The sequence below is a fragment of the Streptomyces capparidis genome (assembly GCF_054782095.1).
Map to the genome: position 1 here is coordinate 132961 of NZ_BAAGTD010000016.1, position 20004 is coordinate 152964.

Consider the following 20004-nt stretch of genomic DNA (forward strand, 5'->3'; position numbering starts at 1 on the left):
CGGAGGGTCCGGCGGTGCGGCGGGCGAGCCGAGGGCGGCAAGGGCCGGGCGGCGGGCGGGTTCTCGAACCGGGGCCGGGCGGCGGGCGGATTCCAGGCCGGGGCCGGGCGCCGGGCCGGGGCTGGGCGGGTGGGTGCCGGACCAGAACAGCGCCGCGCGGCGGGCGCCGGACCAAGAGCCGTGCGGCGAATGGGCGCCGGACCAGGTCACACAGCCCCGGGCGCGGACGCCGGGCTCACGGCCCCTGCCGACCGCCTGCCCGGCGCCGGTCCGGTCTCCGGTCGCTCGGCCTGCCCGCTCGCCCGGCGGAACGGCGGTCCGGCCGTTGATTCCGCCCGCCCACGCCCATCCGTCCGTTCGCCGCACCGTCCCACCGCCCGCTCACCCCACCGTCCCGCCGCCATACAGCCACCGTCCGGCCACCGCACCGGCCCGCTGCCGCGCAGCCGCCGTCCGGCCGTGCTCCAGACCTCCGCCGCCCGGCCACCGCACCGTCCGGCTCCGACGGACCGCCGCCGTCCAGCCGCCCTCCGGACTCCCACCGCCCGGCCACGGCGGCCCGCCGCCCGCCGCAACTTCACCACCGCCGAACGACCATTCGGTCCCCGGCGCGATCAGGTAACCCAGCCCTCCGCCCGGCTGTCAAGGACCGAGGCGGCGCCCCCTCTTGCCCCGGCCGCCCGGATGCGCCACACTGACAACCGAACGAATGGTCGGTTGGGGAGCGGGTATCGCCATGACCACTACGGAAGCGGCCGCGGCACCGGCGCAGGAGCCGGACGCGCGGCTCCAGGCGCACTTCGACGCCGTGATCGCCCGGGACCAGCGCGTCGAGCCCCGGGACTGGATGCCGGAGGCCTACCGCAGGACACTCATCCGGCAGATCGCGCAGCACGCCCACTCGGAGATCATCGGCATGCAGCCCGAGGGCGAGTGGATCACCAGGGCGCCCAGCCTGCGCCGCAAGGCGATCCTGTTCGCCAAGGTGCAGGACGAGGCCGGGCACGGCCTGTACCTGTACTCCGCCGCCGAGACCCTCGGCGCGGACCGCGCGGACCTCACCGAGCGGCTGGTCGACGGCCGCCAGAAGTACTCCTCGATCTTCAACTACCCGACGCTGAGCTTCGCCGACGTCGGCGTGATCGGCTGGTTCGTGGACGGCGCCGCGATCTGCAACCAGGTCCCGCTGTGCCGCAGCTCCTTCGGCCCCTACGCCCGCGCGATGGTGCGGATCTGCAAGGAGGAGTCGTTCCACCAGCGGCAGGGCTACGAGCTGCTGCTGACGATGATGCGCGGCACCGAGGCCCAGCGGGCGATGGTGCAGGACGCGGTGGACCGGTGGTGGTGGCCGTCGCTGATGATGTTCGGCCCGCCCGACCACGACTCGCCGAACTCCGCCGCCTCCATGGCGTGGAAGATCAAGCGGCACAGCAACGACGAGCTGCGCCGGCGCTTCGTGGACATGACGGTGCCGCAGGCGGAGAAGCTGGGCGTCACCCTGCCCGACCCCGAGCTGCGGTGGAACGAGGAGAGCGGCCACTACGACTTCGGCACCCCGGACTTCGACGAGCTGCGGCGGGTCATCTCCGGGGACGGGCCGTGCAACGCCCAGCGGGTGGCCCGGCGCAGGGCGGCGCACGAGGACGGCGCGTGGGTGCGCGAGGCCGCCCGCGCGCACGCCGCGAAACAGGCCGCCCGGGGCACGGAAGGAGGCGTGGCGTGAGCAAGGAGGAGTGGCCGCTGTACGAGGTGTTCGTGCGCGGCAAGCGGGGTCTGAACCATGTGCACGTCGGGTCGCTGCGCGCGGCGGACGACCGGATGGCCCTCACCCACGCCCGGGACCTGTACACCCGGCGCAACGAGGGCGTGAGCATCTGGGTGGTGCGCTCGGACCGGATCACCGCCTCGGCGCCGGACGAGAAGGACCCGTTCTTCGCCCCGTCCGGCGACAAGGTCTACCGCCACCCGACCTTCTACTCCATCCCGGACGACGTCCCCCACATCTAGCCCACCGGCCCGGCCCCGCGCATTCCCACCGGACCCAGACCCACCCGACCCACCCGACCCACCTCACCCGGAGAGCGGGCATGACCGACGACGACCACGTCTACCTCTCCCTCGCCGAGGACCACCCCGAGGGCGGCGACGCCCGCTGGGCGTTCGGCACCGGGTTCACCGACCCGCTGCACGGGGTGGACACCGCCGTCCCCGACGGCGTGGACGGCGGGCGACTGGCCGCCTGCTGCCTGGCCCTCGGCGACGACGCGCTGGTCGCGGCGCAGCGCTTGGCGGAGTGGACCACCCGCGCCCCCGAGCTGGAGGAGGAGGTGGCGCTGGCCAACATCGGTCTTGACCTGCTCGGGCAGGCCAGGTTGCTGCTGGCCAGGGCCGGGCAGGCCGAGGGCCGCGGGCGCGGCGAGGACGACCTCGCGTACTTCCGCGGGCCCGGCGAGTTCCGCAACGTGCGACTGGCGGAGCTGCCCAACGGCGACTTCGCGTTCTCCGTCACCCGGATGCTGGTCTTCTCCTCCTGGCGGCTCGCGGCGTTCGAGCAACTGGCCGAGGCGCCCGACCCGGTGCTCGCCGCGATCGCCGCCAAGGGCGTCAAGGAGCTGGCCTACCACCGGCAGTACGCGGCCGACTGGGCGGTGCGCCTAGGTGACGGCACCGAGGAGTCGCGGCGGCGGATGCGGACGGCGCTGACGCGGGTCGCGCCGTGGCTGGGCGAGCTGTTCGCCGACCGCGCCGCCGCCCGGTTCGGGGTGGACGCGGACGCGGTCGCCGACACCACCCGGCAGGTGCTGCGCCAGGTCGCCGACGCCGCGGGCCTGGAGTTCCCGCGGGCCGCGCCCGCGCCCGGCTCGGGCCGCGCGGGCGAGCACACCGCGCACCTGGCCCCGCTGCTGGAGGAGCTCCAGTGCGTGGCCCGCGCCCACCCGGGGGCGACGTGGTGACCGCGGCGGGAACCGGTGGCGCGGCGGCCCTGGCCCGCGCCCGCGAGGTCGCCGGGCGGGTGCCCGACCCGGAGCTGCCCATGCTGACCCTCGCCGACCTGGGGGTGCTGCGGGACGTCGAGGTCGGCGGCGACGGCACGGTGACGGCCACCCTCACCCCGACCTACAGCGGCTGCCCGGCGGTGGCCGAGATGCGCGCCGAGGTGGCCGCCCGGCTGCGCGCCGCCGGGTTCGCGCGGGTGCGGGTCGCCACCCGCCTGGACCCGCCGTGGACCACCGACTGGATCAGCGAGCGGGGCCGCCGCGCCCTGTCCGAGCACGGCATCGCGCCCCCCGGCCCGGCGCCGCGCCACCCGGACGGGCCCGTCCCGCTGCGGCTGCTGCCCACCCGCCGGGCCGTGGCCTGCCCGCGCTGCGGGGCCCGGGACACCGAGGAGATCTCCCGGTTCGGCGCCGCCCCGTGCCGGGCGCTGTGGCGCTGCCGGGGCTGCCGGGAGCCGTTCGAGCACGTCAAGGAGGTCTGATGACCGCTCCCACCGCGCCCCCGACCGCCGCCCTCCCGGGCGGGGGACGGCGGCGCCGCCCGGTGTTCCACCCGCTGCGGGTCGCCGCGGTCGAGCCGCTGTGCGCCGACGCCGCCGCCGTGACGTTCGAGGTGCCCGAGGAGCTCGCCGAGGAGTACCGCTTCTCCCCCGGGCAGTCGCTGACCCTGCGGCGCGAGGTGGACGGGCGCGACGAGCGGCGCTCGTACTCGATCTGCTCGCCCGCGGGCGGCCCGCCGCGGATCGGGGTGCGGATCGTGCCGGGCGGCCTGTTCTCCTCGTGGCTGGTGCGGCGGGTGCGGCCGGGCGACACCGTGGAGGTGCTGCCCCCGGCCGGCGCGTTCACCCCGGACCTGGGCGTGCCCGGCCACCACGCGATGGTCGCCGCCGGGTCGGGGATCACCCCGGTGCTGTCCATCGCCGCGTCCGTGCTCGCCGCCGACGACCGCTCCCGCGTCACCCTGCTGTACGGCAACCGGCGCGCCGACACCGTGATGTTCGCCGACGAGCTCGCCGACCTGAAGGACACCCACCCGGCGCGCTTCCAGTTGGCGCACGTGCTCTCCCGGGAGCCGCGGGAGGCGGAGCTGCTCTCCGGCCGCCTGGACACCGCCCGGCTGCGGGCCCTGCTGACCGGCCTGGTGGACGTGCCGGGGGTGGACCACTGGTGGCTGTGCGGGCCGCGCGGCATGGTGACCGGCGCCCGGGAGCTGCTCGCCGGGCTCGGCGTGCCGGGGCCGCGGGTGCACCAGGAGCTGTTCTACGCCGACGACCAGCCCCCGCCGCCGGTCACCCACCCCGACGCGGCGCCCGAGGGACCGGTCAGCGAGGTCACCATCACCCTGGACGGGCGCACCACCACCGCCGCCCTGCCGCGCGCCGCCACCCTGCTGGACGCCGCCCAGCGCACCCGCTCCGACCTGCCGTTCGCCTGCAAGGGCGGGGTGTGCGGCACCTGCCGGGCGCTGGTCACGTCCGGCCGCGCCGAGATGCGCCGCAACTACGCCCTGGAGCCGGAGGAGGTCGCGGCCGGGTATGTGCTGACCTGCCAGAGCCACCCGGTCACCGACACCCTGGCCGTGGACTACGACACCTGACGGGCGGCGGCCGGGCGGGCCGCGGGGCCGGGGTCAGGAGCCGACGGGGATCCTCGGCGCGACCACGTCCAGCGGCCCGTCCGGCACCGCCACGGCGTCCGTGCTCCAGCCCCAGATCGAGCACACCCGGCGCCGCGGGTCGCTGTGCCCGTCCCGGCCGTGCAGCACCCGGTAGTTGTCCACGCACACCATCTCGCCCGCGGCCAGCCGGAACATCGGCCCGGTGTCGCGGGCCCGGGTCACCGCCTGCTGCCAGCGGCGCACGAAGTCCCGGTGCCGGGCCTCCCGCTCCCCCTCCAGCGGGGACAGGAAGGGGTGGCAGCGGCCCTGGAAGCGGCCGGTGGGGGTGTGGCGGGCGATGGGCGCGGGCCGGCCCTGCGGCAGGTTGGGCTCGGAGTGGTCGATGTCCACGGTGCGGCAGAACTCCGCGAGATCCGCCTCGTCCGGGTCGTGCGCCAGCAGGTCGAGGAGGCGGGCCGTGTCGATGAGGAACGAGTCGCCGCCGCGGTCCGCGGGGCGCCCGCACCACAGGAACAGGTGGTCCGGGGCCCAGTCGCCGAAGCCGTAGCCGTCGTTGTGCGCGGGCATGCGCTCCTCGGTGGGGGTGAACCGGCGCCTGCGGCCCCGCTCGTCCGGCGGCTGGGCGTCCACTGCCGCGGCGTCGCGTTCCCCGCGGTGCATGGTGGCCTCGAACTGGGTGCCGATCCGCACCGCCCGCTCCCCCAACACCCGGCGGCCGAACGCGACCGCGGACTCCTCGTCGGGCAGCCCGGACACGAGCACGGCGCCCTGCGCGGCGAGGATCTCCCCGGCCTCGTCGGCGCCGGCCGCCCGGGCGGGGATGAAGCTCGCCGAACTGACGTCCCGCATGGCTACCGCCTCCTCGCTCCCGCTGCGTCGGTCGTCCGATGGTGCACCACCGGCCCTGTTCCCATGGTGGAGAACGACTGTTTCACCGCCGTGACACACACGGTCACCGCGCGTTACCGATCTCCCGGGCGGGATGCGGAACCGCGCGGCGGCGCGGCATGCTGGAAGGGGGACCAGGGAGCGGCCATGGATCCGGCAGTCGGCCGTGACGCGCGGCCGGTCGTGGTGGGAGTGGACGAGGGCCCGCACCGGGAGCAGGTGGTGCGCGCCGCCGCCCGCGAGGCGGCGCTGCGCGGCGTGCCGCTGCGGGTGGTGCACGCCGTGGAGGGACCGCTGCCCGCCGGCCTCCCGCCGCGGGCCGGGGTCGAGGAGCGGGCGCGCCGCGTCATCGGCCCGTGCGCCGCGCTGGTGGCGGCCGAGTTCCCCGGCGTGCCGGTGGAGCCGGAGCCGGCGGCCGGGCAGCCAGCCGGGGTGCTGCTGGGCGCCTCGGAGCGGGCCTGCCTCGTCGTGGTCGGCCACCGGGGGCGCGGCGGCTTCCCCCGGCTGCCGCTCGGCTCGGTGGCCCTCCAGGCGGCCACGCACGCCGCCTGCCCCGTCCTGGTCGTCCGGCCGGGCACGCCCCGCGAGCACGCCGGGGAGACCGTGGTGGTGGGGGTGGACACGCCGGAGGACGGCCTGGCCGCGCTGGAGTTCGCGTTCGCCGAGGCGGAGCTGCGCGGCGCCGCGCTGCGGCTGCTGCACGCCGACCACCGGCCGCAGGTCATGACGCCGGGGCTGGCCCCCGCCGGGCAGCGCGACCAGGCCGGGCTGACCCGCGCCGAGCAGCGGGTGCTGGAGGACTGCGCGGCCCGGGTCGGGGCGCGGCACCCGTCGGTGAAGACGGCCGTGCGCGTGGAGCACACGCACCCCGCCCGCGCCTTGGTGCGCGCCGGCGCGGGTGCCGACCTGGTCGTCGTCGGCTCCCACGGCCGCACCGGGCTGCGGCGGCTGCTGCTCGGCTCGGTCAGCGGCGAGGTGCTGCACGCGGCGCGCTGCCCCGTCGCCGTGGTGCCCGCGCCGCGGTGAGCCGGGCCCGCCGCGGAACGGCGGGCGGCGAGCCCGCGGGTTCCCCGGCCGAGGGGGTACCCGGTGGCGGGGCCGCCGCGGCACCGCCGCACACCGTCGCACGTGAGGAGCCGAAGATGCACACCGTCGACTGGGAGGTCCGCCTCCACCTCGTCGAGGACGAGGGCACCACCAAGGCCCGCGCCGTCCTGGACACCGGCGCCTCCGCGCTCACCGGCCGAGGCGAGGCCCGGTGCAGCCCCGAGGACGCCCCGGTGGCCGAGATCGGCGACGAGCTGGCCGCGGGCCGCGCCATGGCCGACCTGGCGCACCAGTTGCTGGCCGCGGCGCAGCACGACATCGAGGGCACCGGCACACCGGCCGGGCGCCCCCGGCCGCGGCCCGTGCCCGGCTGGCCGGCCTGAGCCGGGCGCGGCGGGCCCGCGATGCGCCCGCCGCCGGTGGCCGCGGCCTCACAGCAGGAGCAGCACCGCCACCGCCCACAGCACGGTGACCGCCACCGCCGCCGGGCCGAGCGGCGCGCCCTGCTCGCCGGGCCCGGCCTGCCGCGTCGGCCGCAGCCCCGGGTGGTGCAGCAGCGCCCGGAGCTCCTCCACCGCGCGCAGGTCGGGGCTGACCCGGCCCAGCCGCCGCTCCAGCCACACCCAGCCGGTGGGACCGAGGCGCACGCGGCCCGACCGGGTGGTGAACACCAGCTCGTCGAACCCGCGGGCGACCCCGGTCAGCTCCTCCCACGGCACCCGCCGCACCCGCCACGCCCCGGCGATCCACAGCCCGTCGCGGTCGGCGGTCACCCGCCAGTTGGCCGCGGCGGCGATCGCCTTGACCAGCCACGGCAGCGCCAGCGCCTCCAGCAGCCAGTACCACCACCTGGACGCGCCGGAGAGCAGCAGGAACGTGCCGCCGCCCTCCACCAGCAGCAGCATCAGCGCCACGGTCCGCGACACCGGGCCCGCCGACCACGACCGCGGCCGGTCGCCGGGCACCATCTCGGCGGCGGTCTCCCCCGCGGAGCGCAGCCGGGGCCCGCGCTCGGGACCGCCCCCGCCGGGCCGCGCGGGCCGCACCGGGCTGACGCCGCACTCCACCTCGGGCTGCTCGCCGTCGGGCTCCTGCCGGGAGACGAACACCACCTCGGCGCCGCTCCACGGCGCCCCGTACATCACGGCCTCGCGCAGCGGCGGCCGGGGCGTGGTGCCCTTGAGGATGGCGGTGAGCTCCTGGCGCAGCGCGGGCAGCTCGGCGTCGGGCTCCTCCGCGTCGTCCTCGCCTGGCGCCCACTCCTCCTCGCCGTCGTCCTCCGCCGCGAACAGGGTGTTCACCGACAGCACGGGCCGCGCGGCGGCGCGGTCGTCGGCGGCGAAGACCCAGGTCCGGCCGTCCTCGTGGCCCTCGCGCACCAGCACCCGCAGCGCGGGCAGCGGCGCGGCCCGCAGGCGGCGGGAGCGGCGGCGCCCGTCCAGGCCGTTGCCGAGCAGCGCGAGCCCGGGCAGGCCCGCCACCAGCAGCACCACCTGCCAGCCCGAGGCGTCGTGAGGCTCGGCGGCCGGCCGCGCCCACGCGCCGTCCACCAGCACCCCGATGGTGCTGCCGACGGGGTGGGCGCCGGGGTCGAGCACATCCAGGGTGCGGGTGCCGCCGGGCAGCGCCACCTCGACGCCGTCCTCGTTGCCACCGGTGACCCGCGCCTGCACCCGCTGCGCGCGCTCCGCGCGGTCCCGGTCCGCGGCCAGGTCGGCCAGCCCCTGCCACCCGGCCCACGCGGCGACGGCCAGCAGGGGGACGGCGAGGACGACGGAGCAGCCGCCGCGCCGGAACGCCGCCGCGGGCGCGGGCAGCGGGTGGCGGGCCGGGCCCGCGGCCTCCTCGGCGAGCGCGCGCTGGCGGGCGGTGACGGCCAGCCGCTCCAGCAGCCCGCACCCGGTGAAGGCCGCCGCGGCGAGGACGGCGATCCGGGCGGTGCCGCTCGCGGTGCCCACGGCCTCCTCGGACAGCAGCACCCCGGCGGTCAGCGGCCCGAGCAGCGCCAGCGCGGGACCGGGCAGCCGCCACACCCAGTAGAGCTGGAGCAGCGCGGCGCCCATCAGCACCGTCCCCCACCACTGGGCGCCGCACGGGTCGGCGTCGGTGCAGGCCGGGCCGCCGACACTGGCCGTCGCCCACAGCCCGGCCGCCAGCAGGGCGAGGACGGCCCACGCCGGGTGGGCCCACCGGGCCGGGACGCAGGCCAGCCAGCGGTGCACGTCCCGCGAACTCCAGGCACGGGTCCCCTCGGGGACGTGCTCCGGCGGCAGCGACAGGGGGGAAGCGCTCACCGCGGCATTATCCGGGTTCCCGCCCGGCCCGGGCGCCCGCGCACCGCCGGGCCGCGCCGCGGCACAGCGGCCCCGGGGCGGCGCGGCCCGGGCGGCGCGGCTCAGGGCAGCAGGAAGTCCGCCTTCCCCTCCTTCGCCCCCTGGATGAACGCGGTGAACTCGCCCGAGGTGAAGATCAGGGCGGGGCCGCCCGGGTGGGCGGACTGGCGCAGCGCTATCCGGCCGTCCTCCAGCTTCCTGGCCTCGACGCAGTTCCCGCCGTTGCCCCCGCTCCACGGCTTGTGCCAGCCCTCGCTGCCGAGGTCCGTCGCCGGCATGCCGTTGTAGATGCGCGTCATTCGAGCTCCTCGCGGAGACCCGCGAGGATCTCCTTCGTGCGTTGTGCGGATGCTGCCTGGACCGCCATGCGGTCCAGCGCCTCCAGGTGAGCCGAGACCTCGTCGCGCCCGTCCAGGTAGACGGCACCGGTCAGGTATTCGACGTAGACCATGTCCGGCAGTTCCGGGAGCGGGAAGCGGAACAGGACGAACGGTCCGTAGGTGCCGGGGTGGTGCCCGGAGGCGAACGGGGCGATCTGGAGGACGACGTTCGGCAGGTCCGCGGCGTCCAGCAACCGCTCCACCTGGCGCCGCATCACCCCGGGGCCGCCGACGGGGCGGCGCAGCACGGTCTCGTCCATGATCACCCACAGGATAGGGGGCTCGGCGCGGGTGAGCAGGGACTGGCGCCGCATGCGCAGTGCGACGTGCCGCTCGATGTCCCCGGACCTGGTGCGGCCGACCGCGCCGGTGCGCAGCACGGCCCGCGCGTACTCCTCGGTCTGGAACAGGCCCGGCACGAAGTGCGGCTCGTAGGACCTGATCATCTCGGCGGCCTGCTCGAGGCTGACGTGGACGCTGAACCAGGAGGGCAGGATGTCGTGGAACCGCTGCCACCAGCCGGGGCGGTTGGCCTCCTCGGTGAGCCGCACGAAGGCGTCGACCTCCTCCGGGGCGGCTCCGTACGCCTCGAGCAGCATCCGCACGTAGGGGATCTTCAGCGCGACCTCGGCGGTCTCCATCCGGCGCACCGTGCCCGGCGCGACCCCCAGCACCCGCGCGGCGGCCTCGCGGTTCAGCCCGGCGCCCTCCCGGAGCGCCTGGAGGCGCCTGCCCAGGACGACCTGCCCCACGGTCGGTGCGGGCCGTGGCTCGCTCACCGTCCACCTCCACACCAGACTGCCGCACCAGTCTCCCACGCTGACGGATCATCACCGGCAAGAGTGGATGATGTCACTCTGCAATTTCCAGAGTGGACCTTGCGCCGTGTGCGGTGCGTTGCGCATAGTGACGGGGTGACACGGTTCACGCAGCGGCCCTGGGACGGGCCGTCCCCCCACCCGTGCGCCCCCGGCAGGCCGGCAGGCGGCCCTCACCCGGCGGCGCGCCGGTCCACGGCGCGCCCCGCGCGGCGAGCGCCCCGTTGACCGCCCTCCCGGCCCTCGGCCTGCTCGCCCGCCTGACCTCCGGCCGGGGCAGGCGGGCCCGGCACCCGGGCGGTCAGGAGCAGCCGCTGGTGCCGCCCGACTTAGCCACCCCGCTCGGCTGCGACGCCGTCGGGGTGCCGGAGCGGCTCGGCCCCCGCGTGCTCGACCTGCTGCCCCGCGCGGGTCATGTGCTCGCCGCCGGCGGGCACTGGTGGTGGCTCGTCCCCGCCGACTCCGACGCCGGCCTGGCCTGGCCGCCCGGGGCCACCTACGCCGCGGGCCCCGACGCGCCGCGGGCCGATCACGGTGACGCCCGCCTGGTCCACGACCCCGTCGACGCCGTCCCCTACACCCACCCCCTCCTGCTGTACATCGCGGTGTGCGCCGCCACGGGCACCGCCCCGGCGTGGGAGGTCCCGCGGTGAGACGGCCGCACCCCGACGCACGCGCGGGCGCCGCCCGCCCCCGCCGGGGGGACGGACGGCGCCCTCGGGAGATGCCCGGCTAGCCGAGCCTGCTCTGCACGATCGGGGTGAGCCGGTCCGCGATGCGGCGGTGCCCCTGGTCGTTGGGGTGGACGGAGTCGGTGAGGTCACCGGTGCCCAGCCAGCCCGTGGTGTCCACGAAGGACACCCGCGCGTCGCCGCCCGCGGCGACCGTGCGCACGGCCGCCTCGGTCTCGGGCACGTACCTGCCGCGGAAGGTCTCCAGCGCGAAGATCCACGCCTGCGGGTGGGCGGCGCGCACCTTGCGCAGCAGGCTGACGTAGGCCGACTGGAACTGCTCCTTCGTCACCGCGTGCCCCACGTCGTTGGTGCCCAGGTTGATCACCACCGCGCTCGCCCGGTACCGGGAGAAGTCCCAGTCCGGCGTGGCGGCGTTCGGGTTGAGCCTGGTGTACTGCCGCTCCAGGCCCACGCAGCCGTCGGGCGCCGCCACCAGGCAGGCGCCGCCCTGGGCGATCTGGGTGTGGTCGGCGCCCAGCCGCTCCCCCACCAGCCAGCCGTAGGCGGTGCGGGCGTTCTTGGAGGTGGTGGTGCCGACGGTGATGGAGTCGCCGACGAACTCCACCAGGTGGCGCGGCGCGGGCGGCTTGAAGGTGGTGGCGCCGCTGTCCAGCACCAGGCCCTGGAAGACCGCGTCGCCGCGGTAGGAGCCGGCGACCACCTGGTAGTTGACGTGCAGGGTGTGGTTGCCCGGGGCCAGCCTCGCCGGGGTCAGGTTCACCGTGCCGCTCACGTCGTTGTGGAACACGTCGGGCTTGCCGTCGATGCTGACCCACAGGTCGATGGTGCCGCGCTGGCGCAGCTTGACGGTGGTCCCGGTGAAGCCGGTCCTGACGTACGCGCCCGCCCAGTAGGGGGTGTGGGCGGTGGTGGAGCTGGTGGTGTCCCAGCGGCCGACGAGGGTGATGTTGGGGTCGCCGGGCATGCCGGGCGCGGCGGCGGCGTCGGGCGCGGTGACGGGGGTGGTGGTCGCGGCGGGCAGCTTGGCGGAGACGACCGGGGCGAGGCGCGCGGCGAACTTGGTGTGGCCCGCCTCGTTGGGGTGGCCGTTGCCGTCCTCGTAGTCGGCGCCGTCGGTGAGCCAGCCGGTGGTGTCGACGAAGTGCACCCGGGTGTCCCCGGCGCCGGCGCGGGCGGCCACGGCGGCCCTGGTCTCGGTGACGTAGCGCTTCTTCAGCGTCTGCACGGCGAACAGCGCCGCGTTCGGGTACTTGGCGCGGATGTCGCGCAGCAGGGCGGTGTACGCGGCCTGGAACTCCGCGCCGGTCACGCCGCGGCCGATGTCGTTGGTGCCCAGGTTGATCACCACGGCGGCGGCCTGGTAGCGGGAGAAGTCCCAGCTCTGGTCGCCGGTGCTGGCGGTCCTGAAGAACTGCGTGCTCTGGCCGACGCAGCCGCCCTTGGCCACCAGGCAGTAACCGGAGCGGGCGATCTGCGTGTGCCGCATCCCCAGCCGCTCGCCGGTCTTCCAGGCGTAGGAGTCCAGCGCGAGGCGGTCGGTGAGGGCGCCCGCGGTGATGGAGTCGCCGACGAACTCGATCAGGCCGGAGGGCACCTGCGCGCGGACGGTGGTGGCGCCGCTGTCGAGCACCAGGCCCTGGAAGACGGTGTCCCCGGAGCGGTAGGAGATGCGCAGGGTGTGGGTGCCGGGGGCGAGCCCGGTCGGGGTGAGGTTCACGGTGCCGCGCACCCCGGCGTGGAAGACGTCGGGGCCGCCGTCGATGCTGGCGTAGAAGTTCACCGCGTCGCGCGCCCTGACCTTCACCGTGGTGCCGGTGAAGCCGGTGAGGAGGTAGGCGCCCGTCCAGTTGGGCACGGCCTGGGTGGCGTTGACGCTCCAGCGGCCGACGTAGGCGATGTTCGGATCGCCCACCGACCCGTCGCCCGGCGCGGCCGCGGCGGTCGGCGCCGCGGGCACCGCCTGCGCGGGGAGCGAGCCGAGGCCCAGCGCCACCATGGCGGCGGCCAGGACGGCGACGAGGAATGCCCGGACGGAGCCTGTGGGCGGACGTGGGGCGGGCGTGCGGGGGTGCGCGCGGGGCATGGCTGTCCCTTCCACGGATGGGTGTGCGACTTGGACCCCCGGTGGGAGCGCCCCCAGCCGGGCCGGTGATCCCGATGGAAGCTTTGAATCGGTTCAAGGTCAAGGGGTTGAACGGCATGGTCCTGACAAATCCAGGGAAAATGTGCAGTCCCGGAGCGCGGCGCCGAGGGCGGGCGGGGCCGCCGCCGGGCGGGACGCGCCTCGGGGTCACCCCGGGCCGCGCGCCCCGTCCGCGCCACCGTCCGCGCCCGGCTCCCGCGGCCCGGGCAGCGAGGTGAGCACCGCCAGGGCGGCCGCGGTCGCCGGGTGGCCCTCCGTGCCGGCGCGCACCCACGCCTCGACGGTCCTGCCCCGGCCGGGCAGCGGCAGCACCGCGGTGCCCGGCGGCGGGTCGCCGCACAGCAGCCCCGGCAGGATCGTCACCGCGAGCCCGGTGGCCACCAGCGCCAGCGCGGCGCGCAGATCGCCGCAGCGGTGGTCCACCCGCGGGGTGAAACCCGCGTTGCGGCACGCGTGCACCAGGACCTCGTGGCAGCCGCTCGGCGGCGGCGCCGACAGCCAGGACCGGTCCCGCAGCACCGCGAGCCCGCCCTCCGCCACCGCCGGGCGCAGCGCCTCGGGCACGACGAGCGCCAGGGGGTCGTCGAAGAGCGGCACCGCGGTGACGCCGCCGGGCACGGGCGCCCCGAGCAGGTGGTAGCGGTACGCCACGGCCAGGTCCAGCTCGCGCTGCCGGAGCAGGGGCGCGGCCTCCTCGGGCTCCGACTGCACGACCGAAAGGCGCAGCCCGGGGTGGTGGGCGGCCAGCCCGGCCAGGAGCGGCGCGGCGACGCCGGGCAGGGCGCTGGGGGCGCAGCCGACGGTCAGCGCGCCGCCGACCTCGGCGTCCAGCGCGCGGACCGCTCCCTCGGCGCGCTCCAGGGCGGCGAGCACGTGCGCGCACTGGGCGGCGAGCGCCGCGCCGGCCGGGGTGAGGCGCACCCCGCGCCCCTGCCGCAGCAGCAGCGCCGCACCGGCCTCCGCCTCCAGGGCGCGCAGTTGCTGGGAGACGGCGGAGGGGGTGACGCCGTGGAGTTCGGCGACGGCGGTGACCTTGCCGTGCTCCGCCAGGTCGCGCAGCATCGTCAGCCGCTTCACATCGAGCATGAGTTCAGCTTAACGACCTGTGAAGCACAGGTAGCTGGACTTCACGATCCCACGCCCGCCATGCTCGCGGTATGAAGATCCTGCTGATCGGAGCGACCGGAACCCTCGGCCGAGCGGTGCACACGGCCCTGCGGGAACGCGGCCACGAGATCGTCACCGCCGCGCGCCGGAACGCCGACGTCCCCGTGGACCTCACCGACCCCGCCACCATCGGGCGGATGTACGCGCGCGTCGGCGCGGTGGACGCGGTGGCGTGCGCGGCGGGCCCCGCCCCGTGGCGGCCGCTGGCCGAGCTGAGCCTCGCGGACGTGCGGGACGGCCTGGCGGGCAAGGCCGTCAGCCAGGTCGAGGTGGTCCGCCAGGGGCTCGGCGCGGTGGCCGACGACGGATCGTTCACCCTGGTCACCGGGGTGACGGCCCGCGAGCCTGTTCGCACCGGCGCGGTCGCCGCGCTGGCCAACGGCGCGATCGAGGCATTCGTGCGCGCCGCCGCGATCGAGCTGCCGGGGCGCCGCCGCGTCAACGCGGTCAGCCCCACCGTGTTCGAGGAGTCCCTCGCGGAGTACGACACGCTGTTCCCGGGCTTCGACGCGGTGCCGGTCCGCCGGGCCGCGGCCGCCTACGTCCGCTCCGTCGAGGGACACGACACCGGGCAGGTGTACCGGGTGGGGTGACGGGGGCGGGCGCGGGCGCCCGCCCGCCAGGAGCCGGGGTTGACCTCGAGTCGGCTTGAGTTTCTACGGTGATCGCACACGTCAGGAGCGCGACCCGTCCCGAGGAGTGATTCGCCGTGGCCGTCAAGGAGTACGCCGAGGAGCAGCTCGCCGCCCAACCCATCGGGTACTGGAGCGGCGTCGTCCAGCGGTCGGTGGTGGGCGCGCTGCGGGCGGCGCTCGCCGTGGAGGGGCTCACCCAGCCGCACTGGTGGACGCTGAACCACGTCGCGGGCTCCCCCGGCACCTGGACCCGGGAGCGGCTCACCGGGAAGCTGGCCCGCTACGACGACCTCGGCATCGACTTCGACGGCGTCTACGACGACCTGGCCGGGCGCGGCTGGCTGCGCGAGGACGGCGGCGTGCTCACCCTCACGGAGGAGGGCGAGGCGGGGCGGCAGCGGGCCCGGGAGCGCAACCAGCGCGTGCACGAGCGCACCCACGAGGGCATCACCGCGGGCGAGTACGCCGCGGCCCTGGACGTGCTGCGCCGGATGGTCGACAACCTGGGCGGCGACAGCGACCTGCCCGAGTGAGCCGGCCCGGCCCGGTCCGGCTCAGCCGCCGAGGGTGACGACCACCTTCACGTCGTCGGAGGACCCGTCGAACGCCTCGGCGCAGCGCTCCAGCGGGACCCGGCGGGTGATCAGCCGCTCCAGCCACTCCCGGTCGGCCTTGGCCAGGGTGTCCGCGGCCTGCCGGTAGTGGCGCGGGTTGGCGTTGACCGAGCCCACCACCGCGTCGTTCTCCAGCACCAGCTCCCGGTTGACCAGGCCCGCGTCCACGGTCGTGCGGCGGCCGGCCGGGGACACCCCGGTGAGGCAGACGACGCCGTAGGAGGCGGTGCCGGTCATGGCGTCGAAGACCAGCTTGCCCGCGCCCGTGGCCTCGATCACCACGTCCGGGCGCAGGGCCGGGACCACCTGCGAGCTGTCCCCGGTGTGGTAGGTGGCGCCCAGGTCGGCGACGAAGCGCGGCTTGGGCCCCTCGGTGACCCGGTCCAGCACGTGCACGTCCAGGCCGCGCTCCACCCCGAGGAGCGCGGCGAGCAGACCGATCGGCCCGGCCCCGGTGACCAGGACCCGGCGCGGCTCGAACCAGGCCCGGGCGCCCACCCGCTCCACCTGCTCCCACGCCTTGGCGACCACGCTGGTCGGCTCCACCAGCACCCCGGCCCGCTCCAGGGCCGGGTCGAGCCGGACCGCGTAACCGGTCTCCACGCACCACAGCTCGGCGCCGTAGCCGTCGATCTCCTTGATGCCCCGCTCCGTGTACCGGTCGTTGCGGCACATGTCGAACTCGCCGTGCGCGCACGCCCCGCAGGGCTCCGGGTCGGGCCTGCGGACCACCCCGGCCACCAGGTCGCCCGGCGAGAAGCCGCTGCCCGGCGGGGCCTGCCGGACCCGGCCGAGGGACTCGTGCCCCAGCACCAGCCGGTCCCGGCCCGGCGGCGCCCAGCCGTAGTCGCCGGAGACGATCTCCTTGTCCGTGCCGCACACCCCCACCGCGAGGCCCTCCACCAGCAGTTCGTCCTCGCCCGGCACCGGGTCGGGCAGCTCGGCCGGCTCCAGGGAGCCGGGCTGCCGCGGACGGACGGTCAGTGCGCGCATCGGTGTCCTCCTCACGCCACGGGTGCTCCCCAGGCGGGTTTCCACCACGGCGCCGGCCAACCGTCCCGGCGGGCGCTCGGCCCCGGGGCCTGTCGTCAGATCCCCGTCCGCCCCGCGGCGGCCAGGACCTCGCGCGCCGTCCGCTCCGGGTGCCGCACGGTGAGGGCGAGGCGGGCGAACGGGGCGTCGGGCGCGAGGTCCACGCACAGCACGGGGCGGCCGGCGCGGACGGCGGCGAAGTCGGTGCCCTGCGGGTGGCGCCGGAGGCCGACGGTGACGACCCCGGGGATGCCGCGGCCGCGGTCCCGCTCCCCGCGCAGGGCCCGCCACCAGGTGCGCTCCACCCGCACCCGCCGCACCGCGGTCAGGGGCACCCGCACGGCGGCGCCGTGCGCCGCGCCCCGCTCCCACCAGGACAGGCGGACCACCAGGTGCCCGTCGGCCAGTCGCAGTCGCGCCATCGCCGCCTTCCTCCGCGCTCCGTGCGCGCCCTCACCTTCGATGCACCTTCGATGCTAGCCGGGGCCTGTTATCCCCTGTCGCGGCAAGCACCGCCTCCCCGCCCCGGTTCACCCGGGGAGAAGCGGGTATCCGGCCGACCGGGAGCACCGCCCCACCCACCACGAACGCTCGGGAGGCGCCATGGGCAGCACAGCGGCACCCCACCGCCCGGGCGGCAGCCTGCTGCCGCGGGCGCTCGGGATCTACCTCAACGACCACCTCGCCGGCGCCACCGCGGGCCTGGAGCTGTGCCGCCGCGCCGCGCAGAACCACCGCGGCACCGCGCACGGCGACGCGCTGCACGACCTCGCCACCGAGATCGCGCAGGACAGGCTGTCCCTGCTGCGCGTGATGGAGACGCTGGGCGTGCCCGTGCGCCGCTACAAGGTGTACGGGGGCTGGATGGCCGAGAAGGCCGCGCGGCTGAAGCCGAACGGCCGGGTGCTGCGCCGCTCGGGGCTGAGCAGCGTGATCGAGCTGGAGCTGCTCCGGCTCGGCATCGAGGGCAAGGCGCAGTTGTGGCGGGCGCTGCTCTCCTCCGCCGCGGAGGACGAGCGGCTGGACGAGGACCGGCTGCGCGAGCTGCTGGAGCGCGCGGAGCAGCAGGCGCGGACGGCGGGCCGGCTGCACGACGAGGCGGCGGCGGCCGTCCTGGCGCCCGGCGCCCGCACCGCCGGGCACGGCGAGTGAGGGGCGGCGCCGTCCGTCGGGGCCGTCAGTCGGCGCCGACGGGGTCGCCCTGGAGGCGCTCCAGCAGTTGCGACTGGTGCAGCCCGGCGACGGTCGCGAGCAGGTCGGGGTGGCGCAGCAGCGGCGCGGCGTGCCGGTCGCGCTCGTCCGGCGCGGTCAGCCTGCGGAACTCCACCGGGTACGCGGCGGTGTGCTCGCCGCCCTCCAGCGCGGCCACCGCGGCGGCGGCCAGCCCCGGGTCGGTGAGCAGGCACGCGGCCCAGCTCGCGACGACCTCGTCCACCCAGGTGCGCCACGCGTGGTCGGGTCCGTCGCGGCCCGGGACGTCCGCGTCGGCGAGCCGGTCCAGGCGGGCGGAGCCGCCGGGCCCGGCGATGGCCACCAGCGCGGCGTCCAGGTGGGTGGGGTAGCGCAGCCACGCCGCCACGGTCGCCGCCTGCCGGGCCTGGGCCTCGGCGAGCACGGCGTTCAGGACGCCCGGGGCGGGCGGGTAGGCGCGGACGAGCCACCGCGCGGTGGCGGCTATGACCGCGGAGATGTCGTGGGGCACGGCTGCCGTCCTCCTTCCGGCCCACTCGCCCTGGTGGGTGGGTCCGCGCGCCGCGGGGGCGCGAAGGGGACACGGTACCCGGAGGGGCGGGGTGACCAGAATGACGAACGTCACGGCCGCGGGGTTCCGCGCGGCGGGCACGGGCGGTCGGGTCCGGGCGGCTTCGCGGCCGAGCGGCGGCGCACGGAAACGGCGGCGAGGGCGGTCCCCGCAGGGGGCCGCCCTCGCCGCCGTCCGGAGTGCCGGCGCCCGATGGGCGCCGTTCGTCCCGTCCGGTCAGTTGCCCATGGCCTTGCGCACCGCGTCGCGCGTGCGGTCCATCAGCGCCGCCACCGGTCCGAGCGCCATGTTCTTCGCCGCGCTCTCCACGCCCGGGTGGGGGCGGGTGGGCGCCATCGCCTCGGCCGCCTTGACGCCCTTGGCCATCGACGCGAGCTTCTGCGGGTCCGCGTGCCGCCGCAGTTGCGCGAACTCGTACCGCTCCTCGGAGCGCGCGTGCTCCAGCACGTCCTCGCGCAGCGCCCGCAGCTTCGGCAGGAACCGGGGGTCGTCCGGGTTCATCCGGTCCAGTTCGCTGAGCATCTCCTTGGCCTCGCGCTCCTCGCGCAGCCTGTCCTCCACCACCTGCTCGCCGCCGTCGAAGGCGCGGCGCGCGAACGGGTGGACGACCTCCTCCTCGGCGGTCTCGTGCACGGCCAGCAGCCGCACCAGGCTGCGGAACGCGTCGCGCCTGGCGTCGCCCTCGCTGCGCTCGACCTCCATGAAGAGCCTGTGGATGTCACCGTGCTGCCGCATCAGCAGCGCCACCACGTCGTCGGTTCCGGTGACGTCACTACGGGCTTCCTGTGTCATCTCTTGTCCTCCGTTCGGGTGATGACCCGGGTACCCGCGGCCACGCGGTTCGATGCCCGGGGCATGGTGCCGGGTTCCGGACGATTCCGCCGCCGTCCGGCTTCCCGCGTGTACCACCGGGGCGGCCGGATCAGTCCCGCACGGGGCCATGGGCGTCAACGATCACCCGTTCCCCCCGGGCGCAGTGCAGCACCCCGCCGGCGAGCCCGCGGCGCGCGGCCTCGTGGTGGAAGTCGGACAGCGGGGAGCGGAAGACGGTGTAGTCGTCGTGGTGCACCGGCAGGACGCGGTGGGGGCGCAGCGCCTCGACGAGGTCGGCGCCCTGGCGGGCGTCCATGGTGACGAGGAGCCCGCCGGGCAGGGTGGTGCCGCCGAGGTGCACCACGGCCAGGTGCGCGGGCGGGCAGCGGCGGGCGATCTCGTGGACGCCGGGGAACATCAGGGTGTCGCCGCTGAGGTACAGGCGCAGCCGGACGGGGCCCGCCGCGTCGCCGAACTCCAGCAGGCTGCCCATCACCGGCGGCAGCAGCGGTCGCGCGGGACGGGGGCCGTGGCGGCCGGGCAGCGCGGTGACCCGCACCTGGCTGCCCTCCCTGAGCAGCACGTGGTCGTGCCAGGTGGGCAGGCCGGTGGCGCGGCTGAAGCCGTGCAGGCCCTGGAGGCGCCGGGAGGCGTGCGGGGTGGTGAGGACGGGCAGGGCGCGGTCCAGGTGCCGCCGGGCGACCCGGTCCCAGTGGTCGCCGTGCAGATGGGAGAGGATCACCGCGTCCAGGTCGGGCGGGAGCTCGGCGGCGGCCAGGGCGGGCTCGGTCAGCCGCCGGGAGACCAGGCCGCGGCCGAGGTGGGCGTACTGGCCGCGGCGCAGGAAGTTGGGGTCGGTGAGCAGGGTGAGCGCGCCGTAGCGGATGAGCAGGGTGGCGGTGCCCACGAACAGGATCTCGGCGGCACCCGGGGGCGGCGGTGGTCGCATGGCGCGGCCTCCTCGTGCGTCTCACCCGGCACTCTACGGGCGCCGCACGCGGCCGGCATCCGGGCGGCCGGCGGGCGGGCCCCGGCCGCGGCGGCGCTCCGCCCCGGGCCCGGG

Annotated in this window: 22 protein-coding genes; 11 read left to right on the forward strand and 11 right to left on the reverse strand. The window is 76.7% G+C overall.

The window, feature by feature from the left end:
- Positions 1-736: 736 nt before the first annotated feature.
- The 5 genes from paaA to paaE all read left to right on the forward strand — a co-directional run bounded on the left by paaA (position 737) and on the right by paaE (position 4593).
- Entirely contained in the window at positions 737-1723 is a 987-nt protein-coding gene (paaA, locus tag ACYVO2_RS15560; RefSeq protein ID WP_461008383.1) for a 1,2-phenylacetyl-CoA epoxidase subunit PaaA, read from the forward strand.
- Positions 1720-2007 (forward strand): 1,2-phenylacetyl-CoA epoxidase subunit PaaB, encoded by a 288-nt coding sequence (paaB, locus tag ACYVO2_RS15565; protein WP_461008384.1) that lies wholly within the window; start codon positions 1720-1722, stop codon positions 2005-2007. Before paaA ends, paaB begins: the two co-directional genes overlap by 4 nt.
- Before the next feature lie 80 nt (positions 2008-2087).
- The gene (gene paaC / locus ACYVO2_RS15570; protein ID WP_461008385.1) at positions 2088-2954 is read left to right on the forward strand and encodes a 1,2-phenylacetyl-CoA epoxidase subunit PaaC; all 867 of its coding nucleotides are present in this window, start codon (positions 2088-2090) and stop codon (positions 2952-2954) included.
- Positions 2951-3478: a 1,2-phenylacetyl-CoA epoxidase subunit PaaD gene (paaD, locus tag ACYVO2_RS15575; RefSeq protein ID WP_461008386.1), complete on the forward strand. Its 528-nt coding sequence runs from the start codon at positions 2951-2953 to the stop codon at positions 3476-3478. The genes paaC and paaD overlap by 4 nt, the downstream gene beginning before the upstream one ends.
- Positions 3478-4593, forward strand: coding sequence for a 1,2-phenylacetyl-CoA epoxidase subunit PaaE (gene paaE, locus ACYVO2_RS15580; protein WP_461008387.1), 1116 nt, complete (start codon positions 3478-3480; stop codon positions 4591-4593). Before paaD ends, paaE begins: the two co-directional genes overlap by 1 nt.
- A 33-nt stretch (positions 4594-4626) precedes the next feature.
- On the opposite strand, the gene ACYVO2_RS15585 is transcribed toward paaE, so the two are convergent.
- Entirely contained in the window at positions 4627-5463 is an 837-nt protein-coding gene (locus ACYVO2_RS15585) for a TauD/TfdA family dioxygenase (protein WP_461008388.1), read from the reverse strand.
- Between the two features lie 186 nt (positions 5464-5649).
- Here ACYVO2_RS15585 and ACYVO2_RS15590 point away from each other — a divergent pair, with 186 nt between their 5' ends.
- Both ACYVO2_RS15590 and ACYVO2_RS15595 read left to right on the forward strand, forming a co-directional pair.
- The gene (locus ACYVO2_RS15590) at positions 5650-6528 is read left to right on the forward strand and encodes a universal stress protein (protein WP_461008389.1); all 879 of its coding nucleotides are present in this window, start codon (positions 5650-5652) and stop codon (positions 6526-6528) included.
- A 116-nt stretch (positions 6529-6644) separates the two neighbouring features.
- Positions 6645-6932: a DUF1876 domain-containing protein gene (locus ACYVO2_RS15595; protein WP_461008390.1), complete on the forward strand. Its 288-nt coding sequence runs from the start codon at positions 6645-6647 to the stop codon at positions 6930-6932.
- A 48-nt stretch (positions 6933-6980) separates the two neighbouring features.
- Here the strand turns inward: ACYVO2_RS15595 and ACYVO2_RS15600 are convergent, their stop codons facing one another.
- From ACYVO2_RS15600 to ACYVO2_RS15610, 3 genes are all read right to left on the reverse strand, one after another.
- Positions 6981-8843: a hypothetical protein gene (locus tag ACYVO2_RS15600; RefSeq protein ID WP_461008391.1), complete on the reverse strand. Its 1863-nt coding sequence runs from the start codon at positions 8841-8843 to the stop codon at positions 6981-6983.
- Between the two features lie 101 nt (positions 8844-8944).
- Positions 8945-9181: a DUF397 domain-containing protein gene (locus ACYVO2_RS15605; protein WP_461008392.1), complete on the reverse strand. Its 237-nt coding sequence runs from the start codon at positions 9179-9181 to the stop codon at positions 8945-8947.
- Complete coding sequence (locus ACYVO2_RS15610; protein ID WP_461008393.1) at positions 9178-10041, reverse strand: helix-turn-helix domain-containing protein; 864 nt, start codon at positions 10039-10041, stop codon at positions 9178-9180. Before ACYVO2_RS15610 ends, ACYVO2_RS15605 begins: the two co-directional genes overlap by 4 nt.
- A 263-nt stretch (positions 10042-10304) precedes the next feature.
- Between ACYVO2_RS15610 and ACYVO2_RS15615 the strand changes: the two genes are divergently transcribed.
- Complete coding sequence (locus ACYVO2_RS15615) at positions 10305-10733, forward strand: hypothetical protein (RefSeq protein WP_461008394.1); 429 nt, start codon at positions 10305-10307, stop codon at positions 10731-10733.
- Between the two features lie 79 nt (positions 10734-10812).
- Here the strand turns inward: ACYVO2_RS15615 and ACYVO2_RS15620 are convergent, their stop codons facing one another.
- On the reverse strand, positions 10813-12858 hold the full coding sequence (locus tag ACYVO2_RS15620) for a GDSL-type esterase/lipase family protein (protein ID WP_461008395.1): 2046 nt from the start codon (positions 12856-12858) through the stop codon (positions 10813-10815).
- A 207-nt stretch (positions 12859-13065) separates the two neighbouring features.
- Entirely contained in the window at positions 13066-14004 is a 939-nt protein-coding gene (locus tag ACYVO2_RS15625) for a LysR family transcriptional regulator (RefSeq protein ID WP_461008396.1), read from the reverse strand.
- Positions 14005-14075: 71 nt separating this feature from the next.
- Between ACYVO2_RS15625 and ACYVO2_RS15630 the strand changes: the two genes are divergently transcribed.
- Entirely contained in the window at positions 14076-14678 is a 603-nt protein-coding gene (locus tag ACYVO2_RS15630; protein WP_461008397.1) for a short chain dehydrogenase, read from the forward strand.
- A 116-nt stretch (positions 14679-14794) separates the two neighbouring features.
- Entirely contained in the window at positions 14795-15253 is a 459-nt protein-coding gene (locus ACYVO2_RS15635) for a MarR family winged helix-turn-helix transcriptional regulator (RefSeq protein ID WP_461008398.1), read from the forward strand.
- Between the two features lie 21 nt (positions 15254-15274).
- Here the strand turns inward: ACYVO2_RS15635 and ACYVO2_RS15640 are convergent, their stop codons facing one another.
- Both ACYVO2_RS15640 and ACYVO2_RS15645 read right to left on the reverse strand, forming a co-directional pair.
- The gene (locus ACYVO2_RS15640; protein WP_461008399.1) at positions 15275-16327 is read right to left on the reverse strand and encodes a glucose 1-dehydrogenase; all 1053 of its coding nucleotides are present in this window, start codon (positions 16325-16327) and stop codon (positions 15275-15277) included.
- Positions 16328-16422: 95 nt separating this feature from the next.
- Positions 16423-16788, reverse strand: a complete 366-nt coding sequence (locus ACYVO2_RS15645) for a hypothetical protein (protein ID WP_461008400.1) — start codon at positions 16786-16788, stop codon at positions 16423-16425.
- Between the two features lie 181 nt (positions 16789-16969).
- Between ACYVO2_RS15645 and ACYVO2_RS15650 the strand changes: the two genes are divergently transcribed.
- Positions 16970-17518 carry a hypothetical protein gene (locus tag ACYVO2_RS15650; protein WP_461008401.1) on the forward strand — a complete coding sequence of 183 codons (549 nt, stop codon included), beginning with the start codon at positions 16970-16972 and terminating at the stop codon, positions 17516-17518.
- Positions 17519-17543: 25 nt separating this feature from the next.
- On the opposite strand, the gene ACYVO2_RS15655 is transcribed toward ACYVO2_RS15650, so the two are convergent.
- The 3 genes from ACYVO2_RS15655 to ACYVO2_RS15665 all read right to left on the reverse strand — a co-directional run bounded on the left by ACYVO2_RS15655 (position 17544) and on the right by ACYVO2_RS15665 (position 19890).
- Entirely contained in the window at positions 17544-18068 is a 525-nt protein-coding gene (locus ACYVO2_RS15655; RefSeq protein ID WP_461008402.1) for a hypothetical protein, read from the reverse strand.
- 276 nt (positions 18069-18344) lie between these two features.
- On the reverse strand, positions 18345-18920 hold the full coding sequence (locus tag ACYVO2_RS15660; protein ID WP_461008403.1) for a hemerythrin domain-containing protein: 576 nt from the start codon (positions 18918-18920) through the stop codon (positions 18345-18347).
- 130 nt (positions 18921-19050) lie between these two features.
- On the reverse strand, positions 19051-19890 hold the full coding sequence (locus tag ACYVO2_RS15665) for an MBL fold metallo-hydrolase (protein ID WP_461008404.1): 840 nt from the start codon (positions 19888-19890) through the stop codon (positions 19051-19053).
- Positions 19891-20004 lie beyond the last annotated feature (114 nt).